Genomic DNA, 16,470 nt, shown 5'->3' on the forward strand with positions numbered 1-16,470 from the left:
TTAAAGCCTCTTCGGAGACTTTTAGCTAAAACATAATGATGAAGAAAATATTTATACTTACTTTGTTTTGTTTCTCGTTTTATTTATTACAGGGTCAAAAAATAAAAATCGAAGGATTTGTTAAACAGCCTCCCAACGCGCGTCTAAGCGCTTCAATCGTTATCAATGACACAATTAATAAACTTGCAAAATTAGATTCTAATAATTATGCAAGAAGGAATAAAATATATGACGAAAAAAAATTAGTAGCCACTAGTAATGATAATGGTTATTTTACAATAACTGCAAGAAAAAGTGATTCAATATTTTTTAGATTTGATAGACTCTATTATTCTGAAAAATACTCTGTTTCAGATTTACTACAATGTAAAGAGATTATTCTAGAACCGCAACCCATACCCTGCCTATCTAGGACAATATGTAATCAAAAAAAACCATCCAAAATATATGCATTTGTTGGGAAAAAAATAGATGTATCTGTGGATACTACTTTGTATTGTGATGAGATTATGGATATTAAATATAGAGCTGTTTATAAAATTGACCAACAACTCATAGGGCACTATAATAAACCCATAATGATTTTTGATGCTTATGATCATAGCTCTAAGTATGAGTATGATTTTAACAATTATGTTGATATATTAGTTTTTGTAGGAGAATTTTGTGGTGATTTAATTAAAGATGATTTTTTTCCAGTATATAAAACTACAGATGGAAGATGGGCGACTCCTGTTGATGCTTATATGGAAAACCATTATAAGAATACTGAAATAAAACCAATTCCTATATCTTTTGACAAATCATTGACTTATGATTATCCTACAGACTTATCTGAACAGCAGTTAGAATGGAGATTTCCTAAAGAATATTATAAAACAAAAAACGGAAAAGCATACCCCATAAAAGGAAGATATGCAGAAGATCTTGTAAAACTCTGGAATGAGCGCAAATCGAAATATAAAGAATGAAGAAAATAATACTAAATGTAAAAATCAACAGCACCCAGATTACCTGGTCGTATTATCCTAACGGTTCGCTTCTCTCCGAAAATACCTGTCCCGGTAACCCCGATACAAAGGTTTATCTTCCGGATACGGAAAACCTTGTTTTTACCAAACAATAATATAAAGCCTCTTCGGAGGCTTTTTTATCACATCCAAATTAGCATAAATTATCCAGCTTAATTTTTACCATAAATCATTTTTATAATTAAATTTTATTTTTAATTTTACAAAATGATGAAAAAAAATTATTATCAAAAGCTGGCTTTTTTAGGTTTGCTGCTGCTCTCTCTTTTCGGGTTTAAAAAATATTCTGATCATAAAGAGGATGCTTTTCCGGAAGTAACCTTCATATCAGAAAGCCTTCCGAAAGAAATTCTTTCAGAATTTGATCCCAATGAACTTGATCAGAACCAATGGCAGAAACTGGGTTTCTCCGAAAAGCAGGTTGCGACTATTCTTAACTATAAAAAAGTAGTAGGCGGGAAATTTCTCTCAAAAGAACAGTTTAAAAAATGTTATGCTGTTTCTCCTGAAAAATTTATGCAGCTTCAGCAGTTTATTCTTTTACCCGAAACCAATAAAGAGGCAAAATCCGGCAATTTCAATTCTAAAAATTTTGAGAAAAAAACAGTACACGTTTCAAATAAATTCAATCCGGATCTTCTTTCACAAAACGATTGGCAGCAAATGGGCTTCAGCGAAAAGCAGGCTGCAGCCATTTTAAAATATAAAAGTTTTCTCGGCGGAACTTTCGTCAGCAAAGAGAAGTTTAAAGAATGTTTCATCATCAATGATGAAAATTACCAAAAACTGGAGCCATATCTACAATTACCTTCAAAAACTCCGGCTGATTTTAACAGCTATACAGCCAAATACAGCAAAAAGAAAACCCAGATCTCGCCTTTCGATCCTAATACTTTAGATCTGGAAGGCTGGAAAGCATTAGGATTTTCTGAGAAGCAAGCGAGTGTTATTATTAATTATCGTGACAGAAACCTGAAAGGCAGTTTTAAAACTCTCGAAGATGTAAAAAATTGCTTTGTGATTTCAGCAGAAAAGTTTGAAGAATTGAAACCTTACATCAGACTAACCGCGGCCACAATGACGAAAAGTTCTGATGATAAAAAACCGGAAATGAAACAGGAAAAAACCGATTTCTCTAAAACAGATCTGAATTCTATTACCTTTAAACAGCTATTGGAATTTGGTCTGGATGAGAAAAGTGCAGGTTCGATGATTGGGTTCCGAAAAAAATTGGGCGGCTTTATGACTAAAAACCAAATTTTAGACACGTATAATATTGATAAAGAACTGATGCAGAAATTGTTGGATATTGCTCCGCTGGATAATTCCAAAGTTCAGAAATACACTTTGGTAGATGCGCCTGAAGAATGGTTGAAAAATCATCCTTATTTCAAATATTCTGCTGATAAAATTATTTTTTACCGACTGAGCAATCCGGACGACAAAAAAATATGGAAACTCTTAAAAACAAAACCTGAATACGAAGCGAGAATGAGATTGTATTTGAAATAGTACTTAGAGTAAAAATTACGAATTACCAATTACGAACTACGAATTACTAATTAATGTTATCATAAACTCTGAAGATAATGAGACTATTCCTTCGCTTACGTTTTCAGGATGTGTGGTGAACCCTTTTAATTTTGAAGTTTTTCCCTTTACTACTACATCTAAAAGCTGTTTTTCAGACAGTTTCTTGCCGAATATTTCAAAAGGAATCTTAAAGCCGCAGTTTTTGTAATCACTGCATCCTACTGCGGTTTTTCCTTTAATCAAATGATGCTGTCTGCATTTCGGGCACTGCGTTTCGTCCCAGGTTTGCAGTTCTTTTTTTACTGCCGGTTCTCGCTTTTTCTTTTCTTTGGCTTCTTCTTTTCCCTCGTGTAGGGTGAAAACTTTTGCTTTTCCGTCAACCACTTTTTTGGTCAGTTCCCGGATCATTTGAATCAATTCATCCTTAAACTGATTGGCTTCATATTCGCCGCTTTCAATTTTACGAAGCTTCAGCTCCCATTCTCCCGTAAGTTCCGGGCTTTTTAAAACTTCATCTTCAATGGTATCAATCAGCTGAATCCCGGTTGAGGTCGCTACTAAATTTTTCTTTTTCCGTTCAATATATTTTCTTTTGAACAGCGTTTCAATAATATTCGCACGGGTTGAAGGTCTTCCAATACCGTTATTTTTCAACATTTCACGCAACTCTTCGTCATCCACTTGTTTACCTGCAGTTTCCATGGCGCGAAGCAATGTAGCTTCGGTATAAGGTTTTGGCGGTGAAGTTTTTCCCTGGTGAATTTTTGGCTCATGCGGTCCGGATTCTCCCACTTTAAATTCAGGAATCATCTGCTCTTCTTCTTTGTCTTTTTCTGTCGGCTCTTTTGCATCTTTTGCGTAGACTGCTCTCCAACCCGGTTCCAGAATCTGTTTCCCGCTGGTTTTAAAAGGGATGGTTCCCACTTTCGCTTCCACCAAGGTGTTTGAAATTTTACATTCGGGATAAAAAACCGAAATAAATCGTTTTGCCACCAAATCATAAATCAGCTTTTCTTCCCGGCTCAAATTTTGTGTTGGCGGAACTTCGGTGGGAATAATTGCGTGGTGATCGGTTACTTTTGCATCATCAAAAACCGCTTTGGATTTTGGAATTGCCTGCTGCAATAACGAGGCAGTCCATTCCTGATAAAAAGTCATATTTCTGAGGATCCCTTCAATTTTCGGATATAAGCTTTCTGATAAATACGTCGTATCAACACGTGGGTACGTCACGTGTTTTTTCTCATAAAGACTTTGAATGTATTTTAAAGTATTCTCTGCAGAATAGCCGTATTTTTTATTGGCTTCCACCTGAAGTGCGGTAAGATCAAAGAGTCTCGGATTTTTTTCTTTCCCTTCTTTAATTTCGAAAGAAACAATCTCGAAAAGATTGATTTTAAGATATTCCAGACCTTTTTCTGCGCGGTCCAGTGTTTTTAGGCGGTCGATAGCAGCATTAAAAATGACATCCCGGTATTTGGTTTTCAGTTCCCAGTATTCTTCGGTACTGAACGCATCAATTTCTTTCTGCCGATGAACCAGCATGGCCAAGGTCGGAGTCTGTACTCTTCCAATGGATAAAACCGCTTTGTTTCCGCCAAATTTTTTCGTGAAAAGCCGTGTTGCATTAATTCCTAGCAGCCAGTCACCTATCGCTCTTGCATTTCCTGCGAGATACAGATTTTTATAATCTTCTGCAGGTTTTAATTTTTCAAAACCTTCTCTAATCGCTTCTTCGGTAAGGGAAGAAATCCAAAGCCGCTGCACGGGTTTATCGCATTTTGCTTTTTGTAAAACCCACCGCTGAATAAGCTCTCCCTCCTGTCCCGCATCGCCGCAATTGATGACTTCATCACATTCGGCGACCAGTTTTTCAATGACTTTAAACTGATTTTCAACGCCTTTATTCGGAATTAACTTGATGCCGAAATTTTTTGGAATAATCGGCAGCAGAAACAAATTCCATGATTTGTATTGCGGACCGTAATCATGGGGTTCTTTCAAGGTACAAAGATGTCCGAATGTCCAGGTTACACAATAGCCGTTCCCTTCCATATAGCCCTGTTTAGGTGTATTCGCGCCCAAGACTTTGGCAATATCTCTGGCTACACTGGGTTTTTCGGCTATACAAAGTTTCATGAATGTTTGGGTTATAGAAAGGGGTGCAAAATTGAGGATTTTTTTTGACTTTTTAAAAGAGAATATAAAATTAAAAAATGGCAATTTTAACAGATAACAGATTTTTAGTAAAATAGGAAAGCTTAAATATAAAATATTGTTCTTTAACAAACTATTATCTCAATATGAGATAATAAAAATTTTCTGTACTTTTGTTTTTAATCAATAAAAGAGTTTTTATGCTAAAGAAAACTGCCATTATAAGTGTATTTACCTGTATCTCTGCTTATACACTGGCCCAAAATATCAGCGTTCCTGTATATCTGGATGAGTCGAAACCTGTTGCGCAAAAAGTTCAGGATGCACTTTCGAGAATGACACTTGAGGAAAAGGTAGCGATGTTACATGCACAGTCAAAGTTCAGTTCGCCCGGTGTTCCGAGATTGGGAATTCCCGAATTCTGGACGACAGACGGTCCTCATGGCGTACGTCCGGAAGTACTTTGGGATGAATGGAACCAAGCCGGATGGACGAATGATTCCATCATCGCCTATCCTGCGTTAACCGCTTTATCTGCTACATGGAATAAACAAATGTCCTGGAATTACGGCAAAGCTTTGGGAGAAGAAGCACGATACAGAAAAAAAGACATACTTCTGGGACCGGGAGTCAATATTTACAGAACTCCACTGAACGGGAGAAATTTTGAATACATGGGTGAAGACCCATTCTTAACCTCAAAAATGGTCGTTCCCTACATCAAAGGAGTTCAGTCTAATGGTGTAGCGACAAGCGTAAAACATTATGCACTAAATAACCAGGAAATGTTTCGTAACACCAGTAATGTCATTGTAGATGACAGAGCGCTTTACGAAATTTACCTTCCCGCATTCAAAGCAGCAGTAACAGAAGGAGATTCGTGGACGATTATGGGAGCTTATGACATGTATAAGAACCAGTACTCAAGCCAGAACCAGTATCTTTTAAATGACATCCTTAAAAAGGAATGGAATTATAAAGGCGTTGTAGTTTCTGACTGGGGCGCGGTAAATAACACGGAACAGGCTATCAAAAACGGTCTGGATCTGGAATTCGGAAGCTGGACAAACGGATTGTCTGCAGGAACAAAAAATGCTTATGACAATTATTATCTTGCCCAACCGTATTTAAACTTAATAAAAGAAGGAAAAAAAGGAACACAGGAGCTGGACGATAAAGTAACAAGACTTTTGAACTTGGCTTATAAAACTACGATGAATCCTAAAAAACCGTTTGGTAATATTGCTTCAGAAGAGCATAGAAAGATCGCCAAAGAAATCGGTGAAGAAGGAATTGTATTATTAAAAAATCAAGGGAATATTCTACCTGTTGACATCAATAAAGCAAAAAAAATTGCGGTAATCGGAGAAAATGCCATTAAAATTATGACTGTGGGAGGTGGCTCTTCTTCATTGAAAGTAAAATATGAGACCCTGCCTTTGGACGGAATTAAAAGCAGATTCGGGAAGGAGGCCGATGTACAGTTTGCAAGAGGTTATGTAGGAGATATTGGCGGCGAATATAACGGAGTAAAATCCGGTCAGGATCTTAAAGACCCGCGTTCTGAAGCTGAATTACTGAATGAAGCGGTAGAACTGGCAAAAAAATCTGATTATGTTATTTTTGTGGGAGGATTAAATAAATCTGACTTTCAGGACAGTGAAGGAAACGACAGAAAAAGCTACGGACTCCCCTACAATCAGGATCAGTTGATTGCTGCTCTTGCAAAAGCCAATAAAAATTTTGCTGTTGTTCTGATTTCAGGAAACGCCGTTGCGATGCCGTGGATCAAAGAAGTTCCGACCATTGTGCAAGCTTGGTATTTAGGTTCGGAAGCCGGGAATTCTATTGCATCAATTTTAGCGGGTGATACCAATCCGTCCGGAAAACTGCCTTTCACATTTCCCGTAAAGCTGGAAGATAATTCTGCCCATCAATTAGGAGAATATCCGGGAAATAAACAAGAGCTGGCTGCCGGAAAAGGAAAAGACCAGAAAAATCCTATCAATATTTCCTACAACGAAGGAATTTTTGTTGGGTACCGATGGCATGATACCAAAAAGATAAAACCTTTGTTCAGTTTTGGCCACGGTTTAAGTTATACAACTTTTGAGTTTGGAAAAGCAAATGCTGATAAAACAGTAATCGGACAGGATGATAAAATTACCTTTACGGTAAATGTAAAAAACACCGGAAAAAGAGCCGGAGCTGAAGTCGTACAATTGTATATCAGTGACTTGAAATCTTCACTGCCTCGTCCTGCAAAAGAGCTGAAAGGCTTTGAGAAAGTATTTCTTAATCCCGGTGAGCAAAAAACAGTTCAGATCACGATTGACAGATCGGCTTTAAGTTATTTCGATCCGGAGCAGCATCAATGGGTCGCAGAACCCGGAGATTTTGAAGCGTTAATCGGAAATTCTTCTGATGCCATAAAGACAAAAGTAAAATTCAGTTTGAAATAAATCAGAAAAAGCTTGAGAAATTTCTCAAGCTTTTTTCTTTAATAAAATTCAATTCTATGATTTTTTCCTGAATGCAATATAACATATCAATAGAGACAGATTTACCAAAACAGCAAAAGCGTTAGAGAGAATAATGGGCAGCTCGTTTTTTAAAATTCCGTACCAAACCCAAAGTGATAAACCCGAAATCAGAATTAAAATCATAATCCAGGACAGATCTTTCACATTTTTTTCTTTAATTACTTTTACCAATTGAGGGATCATCGATACAGAGGTTAAAATTCCGGCTACAATACCCAATATATTTTCGTTCATAATGGTGAATGTACTTCAATATTTCCCTGAATGCTTATGTGTATAATCATAAAAATAGATTTATTTATGTCTTATTCCACGTTGATGATACTCGACATTCTTTGGTCTTGCGTCATAATTTTTCGGTGTATTCACACGATCATTTTTATGAAGTGTTTCCTGATGGGCATCTCCTTCGAAATGAAATTTATCCGCATGAATTTCTTTCCCATTTCTAAACATGGTTCCATCTGATGCTCTGTACACCTGATTTTCTTTGTAGGTATTTCCATCCGGCGCAGTAAAAATTTCTTTTTTAGGGCTTCTGCTTCTTCTTTTACGGTTCAGTAGAACCAGCGTTCCTCCTGCGATCACCGCTAAGGCAATTTTTATCTTATTATTCATAACTGTTTGATTTTTCTCATACAGAACAAATTTTTTGCCAATACCGGATTTACGGTAATTTAAAAGGAATATTATTTTAAATAATGTTGATTATGATTTTGGTCTTATAATTGAAGTACAAGGTTTAACAAAAATAAATCACTAAAAAAATATTATGGCAACTAAAACCACTACAACAAAAAAAACGGCTGCTAAAGTAGCTCCAAAAGCAGCTCAAAAAGCGGCTCCAAAGACTACAGTAAAGGATACTGCAAAAATCCCGGCTAAAAAAGACGCGGCAAAAGATCTGAAAGATTTATTTGAAGATTCTCTTAAAGATATTTACTGGGCTGAAAAAGCATTGACAAAAGCACTTCCTAAAATGGAAAAAAATGCAACGCATCCGGAATTGAAAAAAGCAATTGCAACACACCTAGAAGAAACTAAAGTACAGGTGACAAGGCTTGAAGACTGTTTCAAATCTATGGGATTAAAGGCTGAAGCCAAAAAATGTGATGCAATGCAGGGGATTTTAGAGGAAGGAAAAAGCATTATGGAAGAAACCAAAGCAGGACCTGTACGCGATGCAGGAATTATTGCCGCATCACAGAAAGTAGAGCATTATGAAATCGCTACTTATGGGACGCTTGCTGCATTCGCAAAAGTTCTGAACGAAAAAAGATGCCTGAGCAATTTTCTGGAGACTCTAAAAGAAGAAAAAAACTGTGATAAACTATTGACCAAGCTTGCAGATACTGCATTAAACAGCAAGGCCAAATAATTTTTATCAGTTTTATTGAATTAAAAAATCCCGGCACTGGTGTCGGGATTTTCTTTGCAATATATTAATTATTCAAAATTAAAAGGCTGTTCAGTTCGCTTTTGAAACACCCGAGAATAAATTCCGTGTAATATAACTGCGCATTAAAAGCCTTTGTTTTTGGATGCACTTCAAGTTTTTTCGACAAAATAATTTCACCTTTGTAGGCCACCGAAAAATAGGCATACACGCTGTAAACAGAATGTCTTACAGGCGTACAGTATCCAGTGGTAGCAATTGACCAATCGGTATCAAATAACTGAGCGACGTTCAGCGCCATTGCTTCTGCAATATCCGGAGAAACGCAGTCACATTCTTCAGCATCTTCCTGATTAATATTCAGCAGTTTCACTTTTTGTGATAAAGAATAAGCAGTAACACCCCCCTTATAAAACATAGATGCATTCGGCATCTGTGAAAAAGCAAGCTGCAGCAATCCTGAAGTCACACTTTCAGCGACAGCAATGGTCTCATTTGAGTTGATCAATGATTCGCTGATATAATTCAATACGTTTTTTTGAAATTCCATGATGAAATTATTAATGTTGTTAAAACGATCATGTGATTTATTTCCAAGGGTCTAAGACCACTTTCACACAGCCATCTTCTTTTTTATCGAAGATTTCGTATCCTTTTGATACTTCATCCAAAGAAAGACGGTGTGTAATAATATCATCCAGTTTTACCTGGCCGGTTTCCACATAGTTCATAAGGGTGTCGATAATGGGATGTACCGGCGCCTGTCCCGCTTTTATGGTAATTCCTTTATCAAAAAGCTGCCCTACTTTAAAATTGTCATAATTGACAGGATATACGCCCAGAATTGAAACAAAACCGCCCCGTCTTACCGCACTCATACAGGCTTCAAATACTTTTATGGAACCTTTTTCAAAATTGACTACTGCTTTTGCCCTGTCTAAGAAATTTCTTTCAGGTTCAAAACCTACTGCGTCAATACAGACATCGGCTCCTCTTCCGTCGGTCATCTCTCTGATTTGCTGTACCGTTTCATCAGCGTCATTCCATAGAATGGTTTCGCATCCTGTGAGCCTTTTAATCTGGTCTAAACGATATTGTAAGGTATCAATCACAATTATTTTTTTGGCATTGTAAAGCATCGCGCTTTTTACCGCCATCGAACCTACCGGTCCTGCTCCGAAAATAGCAACGGTTTCGCCACCTTTCAGATCTGCCCACATTACACCTGTATATCCTGTAGGAAATATATCTGTAAGGAATAAAACCTGCTCATCGGTTAAAGAATCTGCTACTTTTCTGGGTCCAAAATTTGCGTACGGAACTCTCACGTATTGTGCCTGTCCGCCATTATACCCTCCATACAGATCGGTATATCCGAATAACCCGCCTCCTTTCTCCGTTAAAATTCCGCCTTCCGGACCATAGTTTTCTTCATTGGAATGCTCACATGCAGTAGGAAGATCGTGCTGACAGAAAAAACAGCTTCCGCAAGCAACAGGAAACGGAACCACGACTCTGTCTCCCACTTTTAAATGCCCAATATTTTTTCCTACTTCTTCTACAATCCCCATAAACTCATGCCCCATCACCATAGGCCGGGCTTGAGGAATGCCTCCTGAATAGATGTGAAGATCACTCCCACAAATAGCGGTAGAGGTGATTTTCAAGATAATGTCGTTTGAATCTTCAATTTTCGGGTCGTCTACGGTATCGCACGTAATGTTGCCCGGCGCGTGAAAAACTGCTGCTTTCATAATATTATATTTTAGTGTAAATGGTGTAATTATAAATGAACTAATTTTATGCCATCATATTTCTTTCTTTCTCAAATTCCCAAACACGGTGACCGGCAATTGCTTTTATAAATAAATCATCCGCATCTGGTTTTTCTGCTGTAATAATCGCAGGATCATCATGTTTTCCGGTGCTCACTAAAGTAGCATTGTAAATCTCATCAGTACCTTCTCCAAAATAAACTGCCTTACAATGTTTATATGCTTCGTTAATAAAGTCTACCACAATATGCTTGTTACCAGGTTTTACAAATTCTTGTATTGACTCTTCTCCCGGACAGATATATAACGCATCAAAACAAACACTGGCAGTACTAGTAATTGAATGATGAGGCACTATGGCATTTCCGTTATCTGATGTAAAAGGTGCAACGTCATTGGAGATAATTTGTACAACTGCTCCTTCACTTTCCAATATATTTTTTAATGAAAGCGTATTTTCAGATGCTGCGCCGTTTGCCATGATAAATCCGATAATTCGGCTTTCGATGGTATCTTTAACGGTATTTTTCATGCTTAAAGCTTCAGAAACCTGCGTTTTAGGCTCTCTTTCTTCACTTTGAAGCGTCGAAGGATCTGCATCTGCAGGAATACTTTGATTCGGCATCTCAAGACGGGTCACTTTTACCCCTAGTTTCCCGGCAACATTTTCAGCAAGGGTCATGTCGATAAACGCTAACTGTCCTACCATTCTTTCACGGATCGATGTGGTTTTCACTTTTGACAATTCAAAAACCAGGGCATTTTCCAGATGGGTCTTTTCATGGGCAGCCTGGCTGTTAAAAAACATTTTAGCCTGAGAATAATGATCTACAAAGCTCTGGCTTCTGGCGCGTATTTTTGACCCGCTTATCCTTTCGCTATGAGAAGTAAATCCGCCTTCTTTCATCATAGCCTGAAAAGGGCACCCTCCTCCTATGGAATTCGGCTCGTAGTTTACTTTTCCTTTCGCGATTTGCTGTCTCATATGACCGTCACGATTGTTATTATGAACCGTATTTAAAGATTTGTTGATTGGGATTTCATGGAAATTGGGTGAACCCAGTCTTGAAAGCTGCGTGTCTGTATACGAGAACAATCTTCCCTGCAAAAGAGGATCATTGCTGAAATCGATACCCGGAACAATATGGCCGGGATGAAAAGCAACCTGCTCTGTTTCTGCAAAAAAGTTGTCCGGATTTCTGTTTAAAGTCAGTGTTCCGATGATCTCAACCGGTACAACTTCTTCAGGAATAATCTTTGTTGCATCAAGAAGATCAAAATCAAAATCAAACTCATTTTCTTCGGGAACTAACTGTACTCCGAAATCCCATTCCGGAAACGCGCCATTATCAATGGCATCCCAAAGGTCTCTTCTGTGAAAATCCGGATCTACTCCGGAGATTTTCTGCGCTTCGTTCCAAGCTACAGAATGTACTCCTAATTTTGGCTTAAAATGGAATTTTACAAAATGTACCTTACCTTCATCATTGATAAATTTAAAAGAATGCACACCGAATCCTTCCATCATTCTATAGCTTCTAGGGATTGCCCTGTCACTCATCAACCACATAATCATGTGCATACTTTCGGGCATTAAAGAAATAAAATCCCAGAATGTATCGTGTGCCGAAGAAGCCTGAGGAATTTCGTGATCTGCTTCCGGTTTTACGGCATGCACAAGATCCGGAAATTTAATCGCATCCTGGATGAAAAATACAGGAATATTATTCGCTACCAAGTCGTAATTGCCCTCTTCTGTATAAAATTTAACCGAAAAACCTCTTACGTCTCTCGCCAAATCTGTACTTCCTCTACTTCCTGCAACGGTAGAAAACCGTACGAAAACTGGAGTTTCTTTGCCTACTTCATTTAGAAAGCCGGCTTTGGTAAATTGGCCCATGCTTTTGGTAAGCTTAAAAACACCATGTGCACCGGATCCTCTTGCATGAACCACGCGCTCAGGAATTCTTTCATGGTCAAACTGTGTGATTTTTTCCCTTAGAATAAAATCTTCCAACAAGGTTGCACCTCTTTCATCCGTTTTAAGGGAATCTTGATTGTTATTTACCTTTAACCCCTGATTGGTGGTCATTTTTTCATTATGATTGTCGGTTTTAAACTGATCAAGCTGATCCAGTTTTTCGTTTTTTTCCGACGGAGTATTTTTCATATCCATTATTTTGTAATTAAATTGTTGTTTATATTTAGTTTTGTAATTTCTATTTTATGAATTCTTCCGCAAAAGCCTCCCATTGTATCTTGCTGCCTCCGAAAATACCTCCCATTCCTACAAACATGTTTCTCAATCTGCTAATTAGACCTATATTTTCTGTATTTGGAATTTCATTTCTTCCATGTACGCTCATCTGTATTTTTGTGCCTTTCTGGGCGATAATGAATGTATTGGTCGCTTTATCGGTATAAAAATGAGCTGTTTTTCCACTTGCACTTTCCGGACATGAGTGAGGCTTCATCTGTATCAGAAAATATTGTAATTCAGATTCAGTGGATTTTATTAGTTTATTGATGATCACCCAGTCGTATCCATGTCCTATTTTATTTTTCGGTGCAGGCATTTTAATTTTAACAAAATCATTTTCTTTCGCAAATAATGAACTTTCTGTATTCTTCGCAGAAACCAGATAAAATTCTGTAGGGTTTTTACCTGCCATTACATTCCATTCATTGATCTGCAGAAGCTTTTGCGCATATCTTTCAAAAGACTGTTTTGCAGATTCTACAGAATCAAAATCTCTAACTGCGAATGCATCATTTTCTGATCCCTGTTTATTTTCCGGCACCCATTGAAGGACTTGTATTGCATATTTTTTCATCAATTATTTTTAAAAGATTATATTCTGTGAGAAGTACGTTCGTTTATTCTTCTGAAACAGGCTTCTGCATTTCGCTCATCATATGAGCCGTATTGCTGTCTTTCGAAATATTGGTAAACGCAACCATCAGTTTATTTTTTATTCCTGAAACTACTTTATCGGTTCCGCTCATCATGGCATCATACCCATCTTTTGCTACTTCTTCCGGAGAAGCAAGATTGTTTTTATCTTCAAGAATTTTACTCTGGTTCATATTGGCTTTATTAAAAAAATCGGTGTCGGTAGGTCCCGGTAAAAGCGCCGTTACTGAAATCCCTGAATCTTTCAGCTCTTCCCGAATTGCCTCGGACCATGATAAAATAAAGGCTTTGGTTCCGTGATATACAGAATGCCACGGCCCCGGAGATTTGCTGGCGATGGAAGCGAGATTCAATATTTTCCCCGATCCTTTCGAGAGCCTGTCTTTTAAAAACAATTTTGTTAGAATAATCACAGACAGGATATTCAGATTGATAATATCGACTTCTTTATTGATGTCGGTATCCTGAAATTTTCCGTATACTCCTTGTCCTGCATCATTTATTAAGATTTCCGGACTGATATTGTTCAATTTCAGATCCGCATATAAAGAGTATACATCATCCTGATGAAAAAGATTTTTAGCAAAACAGATTACTTTGATTCCGTAGGATTTAAATTCAGCTGATTTTTTTTCCAGGGTGTCATGGTTTCTTCCTACGATTGCCAGATTGTAACCATCTTTTGCCAATAGTTTAGCCAATTCATACCCTATTCCACTTGTAGCCCCGGTTACTAGTGCATATTTATCTTTTTGTTCCATTACGGTTTAATTTTAGTGATCGTATTACTCGTTATTCCTTTCTTATAAATTTATTTGAAAAATAAGCCATACAAATTGCTGTATGGCTTATTTGATGGTTTTTAATCTTCCTGTTCTGCGTCAAAATTGATGAATGTTTCAGCAATATCGGTAAGATTATGATCTGTTTCTTCTTCCTCCTGCAGAGTTCTTTCAAGCAGGTCTGCAGCTTTATCGTGTCCCATGGTGATGGCCAACTGTGCAAGACCGCCATAGGTTGCAATCTCATAATGCTCCACTTTCTGCGCGGCAATGATAAGTGCTGCATCTCTGGTCATAGAACCTTCTTTAGTTGTTTTGATAATTTCTTCGCCTTCTTTGATGATGCCTTCAATGGCTTCACATTTTTTTCTTTCAGGCTCTTCATTGATCGATTTAAAAACTTTTTCCAATCGGCTGATGTGTTTTTTTGTCTGCAGTTGATGATCTTCAAAAGCATCTTTTAGTTCTTCGGTAGTTGCCGCTTCCTGCATTTTTTCTAATGCCGTTATAATGGCATCTTCCGCATAATAAATATCTTTGAGCGCATCTACAAAAAATTTATGCAGAGAAGAGTGTTTCATTTCGTTCTCGTCAACTTTTGCGTTGCCTACCGTTAGTTTTTTATCTGTCACTGCTTCCGTAGAGGCAGCGGTACTCGTTTCTGTTGTTTTAGTTGCCATAATATGATTTTAACAATTGTATTAAAAGATTACCTCTTTATGATAAAGAGGTAATCTGTAAAAAATTATGAATTATTACGTCTGCCGCCGAATCCTGATCTTCCCGAACCAGAAGATCTTCCGCCGCCATGTGAAGCCTGACCTCCCATTCTTGCAATTCTTGTACGCTCGGCTTTACTCATTGAAGCAAAACCTCTTCTTGAATTTCCTGACCCTGATCCTGAACCGGAATTTGAGCCTCTGGAACCTCCTCCTCCGTTACCGGAAGACGATCTGCCGCTGTTTGAATTACCGGATCTTCCGGAATTTCCGCCGCCTGATCTTCCTGATCCCGAACCGGAATTTCCTCCGGATCTTCCTCTGCCTGAAGATGCGTTACCGCCACGTCCTGAAGATGAGGATCCCTGAACTGAACCTCTTCCGCCGCCGGAACCTGATCTTCCTGATCCTGAACCTGATGAACCACGGGAACTTCTGCCGTCTGAAGTGAATCTTCCCTGATTATCTCTCTGTTGGCTGCCATTTCCTCTAGAACCTCTTCCTCTGTTGTCATTATCATCGTCATCATCATAGTCTTCATCATCATCATAATCGTCGTCATTGTAATCATCGTCGTCATCATAAGAATCTAGAAAATCATCATATTCATCCTCATAATCTGAGAAATCATCATCATAATCTTCATCCTGCGTTGCATCGCTAAAACCGTGGTCGTATCCTAACTGGTAAATTTCTTCAAGTGTTGATTTGGCATCATTAGAAGAATTTCCTCTTGAGCTTCTGTTGTTGCTGTTTGAATTTCTATTATTCATGACCTGAAATTTTTGATATTAATATTTGGTTGATTGTTAACCACCTTAACTAGTATCAGCGGTAACTGGTTTTGTAATTTTGGTTTAATATGGTATTTTTTTAGGCATATGATTTCCTTGTCCATTCAAATGTGAATGAATTTCATACGCTAAATAACTTTAAAGTTATCACCTGCAGAATGACAACAATAAAATGGAGCGAGTACTAATAATTATTAGTGATAAATCTAAGCGTAATACAATTTTATATAGATTCTATTACTTTAACAAGAGCAATTATCTTCCGGTAGATTCCGTAGAAGTAGATCCTGTGGTTGCACTTGAATTTCTGCCCGAAGATTCAGGTGTTGTAGATGACGATCTGCCAGAATTTCTGTCAGACGAAGATCCTGTAGTCGACCCGGAGTTTCTACCTGAATTTCCTGTGTTTCCATTGGATGTGTTTCCTGAAGATCCTGTAGCTGATCCGGAGTTTCCATCATTTGATGAGTTTCCTGTTGTACCGGAATTGGTACCTGTTGACAGTGAATCTCCAGAGGTAGATGGTGAAGACATTGAAGTGCTGTCCATAGAATTGTTTTCCATAGGTGTGGTCATGGAATCTGCACCGGATAGAGAGTCCTGATTGGTAGTTGTTTGGTTCTGCGTATCTTTTTTGCAGCCAACCGTTAATAATCCTAGTACAAGGATCGATGTAACAATAAATTTCATATTTTAATATTTTGGTTTTATAAAAATAGTCACAGTACGGCTAGAAATCTTATGACTCTAATCATATTTGTGAGAAATTTATTAGAAAAAAGGATATATTAACAGTATAAAAACCGATTTTGACAGGATCTTCATT

Annotated in this window: 16 protein-coding genes; 5 read left to right on the forward strand and 11 right to left on the reverse strand. The window is 37.7% G+C overall.

The annotated features are described in order from the left end of the window. Positions 1-35 precede the first annotated feature (35 nt). The 3 genes from N0B16_RS06395 (at position 36) to N0B16_RS06405 (ending at position 2,543) form a co-directional block, all read left to right on the forward strand. The gene (locus tag N0B16_RS06395) at positions 36-971 is read left to right on the forward strand and encodes a hypothetical protein (RefSeq protein ID WP_262989901.1); all 936 of its coding nucleotides are present in this window, start codon (positions 36-38) and stop codon (positions 969-971) included. Beyond that, positions 968-1,126: a hypothetical protein gene (locus N0B16_RS06400; RefSeq protein ID WP_262989902.1), complete on the forward strand. Its 159-nt coding sequence runs from the start codon at positions 968-970 to the stop codon at positions 1,124-1,126. Before N0B16_RS06395 ends, N0B16_RS06400 begins: the two co-directional genes overlap by 4 nt. A gap of 112 nt (positions 1,127-1,238) precedes the next feature. Next, positions 1,239-2,543, forward strand: coding sequence for a helix-hairpin-helix domain-containing protein (locus N0B16_RS06405; RefSeq protein WP_262989903.1), 1,305 nt, complete (start codon positions 1,239-1,241; stop codon positions 2,541-2,543). A 36-nt stretch (positions 2,544-2,579) separates the two neighbouring features. Here N0B16_RS06405 and N0B16_RS06410 read toward each other — a convergent pair whose 3' ends face one another. Next, positions 2,580-4,703, reverse strand: coding sequence for a type IA DNA topoisomerase (locus N0B16_RS06410; protein WP_262989904.1), 2,124 nt, complete (start codon positions 4,701-4,703; stop codon positions 2,580-2,582). A 218-nt stretch (positions 4,704-4,921) separates the two neighbouring features. Here N0B16_RS06410 and N0B16_RS06415 point away from each other — a divergent pair, with 218 nt between their 5' ends. Next, entirely contained in the window at positions 4,922-7,183 is a 2,262-nt protein-coding gene (locus N0B16_RS06415) for a glycoside hydrolase family 3 C-terminal domain-containing protein (RefSeq protein WP_262989905.1), read from the forward strand. A 54-nt stretch (positions 7,184-7,237) separates the two neighbouring features. Here N0B16_RS06415 and N0B16_RS06420 read toward each other — a convergent pair whose 3' ends face one another. After that, a complete protein-coding gene (locus N0B16_RS06420; protein WP_262989906.1) occupies positions 7,238-7,498 on the reverse strand; it encodes a SemiSWEET transporter in 261 nt (86 codons plus the stop codon). A 60-nt stretch (positions 7,499-7,558) separates the two neighbouring features. Then, a complete protein-coding gene (locus N0B16_RS06425) occupies positions 7,559-7,882 on the reverse strand; it encodes a hypothetical protein (RefSeq protein WP_262989907.1) in 324 nt (107 codons plus the stop codon). A 154-nt stretch (positions 7,883-8,036) separates the two neighbouring features. Between N0B16_RS06425 and N0B16_RS06430 the strand changes: the two genes are divergently transcribed. Next, positions 8,037-8,642, forward strand: coding sequence for a YciE/YciF ferroxidase family protein (locus tag N0B16_RS06430; RefSeq protein ID WP_262989908.1), 606 nt, complete (start codon positions 8,037-8,039; stop codon positions 8,640-8,642). Positions 8,643-8,706: 64 nt separating this feature from the next. On the opposite strand, the gene N0B16_RS06435 is transcribed toward N0B16_RS06430, so the two are convergent. The 8 genes from N0B16_RS06435 to N0B16_RS06470 form a co-directional block, all read right to left on the reverse strand. Next, positions 8,707-9,210 carry a CinA family protein gene (locus tag N0B16_RS06435; RefSeq protein ID WP_262989909.1) on the reverse strand — a complete coding sequence of 168 codons (504 nt, stop codon included), beginning with the start codon at positions 9,208-9,210 and terminating at the stop codon, positions 8,707-8,709. 37 nt (positions 9,211-9,247) lie between these two features. Then, on the reverse strand, positions 9,248-10,414 hold the full coding sequence (locus N0B16_RS06440) for a zinc-dependent alcohol dehydrogenase (protein WP_262989910.1): 1,167 nt from the start codon (positions 10,412-10,414) through the stop codon (positions 9,248-9,250). 46 nt (positions 10,415-10,460) lie between these two features. Beyond that, positions 10,461-12,611, reverse strand: coding sequence for a catalase (locus tag N0B16_RS06445; protein WP_262989911.1), 2,151 nt, complete (start codon positions 12,609-12,611; stop codon positions 10,461-10,463). 43 nt (positions 12,612-12,654) lie between these two features. Next, positions 12,655-13,269: a hypothetical protein gene (locus N0B16_RS06450; RefSeq protein WP_262989912.1), complete on the reverse strand. Its 615-nt coding sequence runs from the start codon at positions 13,267-13,269 to the stop codon at positions 12,655-12,657. 43 nt (positions 13,270-13,312) lie between these two features. After that, positions 13,313-14,110 (reverse strand): SDR family NAD(P)-dependent oxidoreductase, encoded by a 798-nt coding sequence (locus N0B16_RS06455; protein ID WP_262989913.1) that lies wholly within the window; start codon positions 14,108-14,110, stop codon positions 13,313-13,315. Positions 14,111-14,211: 101 nt separating this feature from the next. Further along, complete coding sequence (locus N0B16_RS06460; RefSeq protein ID WP_262989914.1) at positions 14,212-14,811, reverse strand: YciE/YciF ferroxidase family protein; 600 nt, start codon at positions 14,809-14,811, stop codon at positions 14,212-14,214. Between the two features lie 65 nt (positions 14,812-14,876). After that, positions 14,877-15,623, reverse strand: a complete 747-nt coding sequence (locus N0B16_RS06465) for a stress-induced protein (RefSeq protein WP_262989915.1) — start codon at positions 15,621-15,623, stop codon at positions 14,877-14,879. A 276-nt stretch (positions 15,624-15,899) separates the two neighbouring features. Then, positions 15,900-16,334, reverse strand: coding sequence for a hypothetical protein (locus tag N0B16_RS06470; RefSeq protein WP_262989916.1), 435 nt, complete (start codon positions 16,332-16,334; stop codon positions 15,900-15,902). Between the last annotated feature and the right edge of the window lie 136 nt (positions 16,335-16,470).

Origin of the sequence: Chryseobacterium gilvum, assembly GCF_025628965.1 — a bacterium.
GTDB classification, from domain to species: domain Bacteria; phylum Bacteroidota; class Bacteroidia; order Flavobacteriales; family Weeksellaceae; genus Chryseobacterium; species Chryseobacterium gilvum.

Excerpts from the sequence above, each read along its gene's own strand:
- N0B16_RS06395 (WP_262989901.1), top strand. The coding sequence starts at position 36 with ATGATGAAGAAAATATTTATACTTACTTTGTTTTGTTTCTCGTTTTAT.
- N0B16_RS06400 (WP_262989902.1), top strand. The coding sequence starts at position 968 with ATGAAGAAAATAATACTAAATGTAAAAATCAACAGCACCCAGATTACC.
- N0B16_RS06405 (WP_262989903.1), top strand. The coding sequence starts at position 1,239 with ATGATGAAAAAAAATTATTATCAAAAGCTGGCTTTTTTAGGTTTGCTG.
- N0B16_RS06410 (WP_262989904.1), bottom strand. The coding sequence starts at position 4,703 with ATGAAACTTTGTATAGCCGAAAAACCCAGTGTAGCCAGAGATATTGCC.
- N0B16_RS06415 (WP_262989905.1), top strand. The coding sequence starts at position 4,922 with ATGCTAAAGAAAACTGCCATTATAAGTGTATTTACCTGTATCTCTGCT.
- N0B16_RS06420 (WP_262989906.1), bottom strand. The coding sequence starts at position 7,498 with ATGAACGAAAATATATTGGGTATTGTAGCCGGAATTTTAACCTCTGTA.
- N0B16_RS06425 (WP_262989907.1), bottom strand. The coding sequence starts at position 7,882 with ATGAATAATAAGATAAAAATTGCCTTAGCGGTGATCGCAGGAGGAACG.
- N0B16_RS06430 (WP_262989908.1), top strand. The coding sequence starts at position 8,037 with ATGGCAACTAAAACCACTACAACAAAAAAAACGGCTGCTAAAGTAGCT.
- N0B16_RS06435 (WP_262989909.1), bottom strand. The coding sequence starts at position 9,210 with ATGGAATTTCAAAAAAACGTATTGAATTATATCAGCGAATCATTGATC.
- N0B16_RS06440 (WP_262989910.1), bottom strand. The coding sequence starts at position 10,414 with ATGAAAGCAGCAGTTTTTCACGCGCCGGGCAACATTACGTGCGATACC.
- N0B16_RS06445 (WP_262989911.1), bottom strand. The coding sequence starts at position 12,611 with ATGGATATGAAAAATACTCCGTCGGAAAAAAACGAAAAACTGGATCAG.
- N0B16_RS06450 (WP_262989912.1), bottom strand. The coding sequence starts at position 13,269 with ATGAAAAAATATGCAATACAAGTCCTTCAATGGGTGCCGGAAAATAAA.
- N0B16_RS06455 (WP_262989913.1), bottom strand. The coding sequence starts at position 14,110 with ATGGAACAAAAAGATAAATATGCACTAGTAACCGGGGCTACAAGTGGA.
- N0B16_RS06460 (WP_262989914.1), bottom strand. The coding sequence starts at position 14,811 with ATGGCAACTAAAACAACAGAAACGAGTACCGCTGCCTCTACGGAAGCA.
- N0B16_RS06465 (WP_262989915.1), bottom strand. The coding sequence starts at position 15,623 with ATGAATAATAGAAATTCAAACAGCAACAACAGAAGCTCAAGAGGAAAT.
- N0B16_RS06470 (WP_262989916.1), bottom strand. The coding sequence starts at position 16,334 with ATGAAATTTATTGTTACATCGATCCTTGTACTAGGATTATTAACGGTT.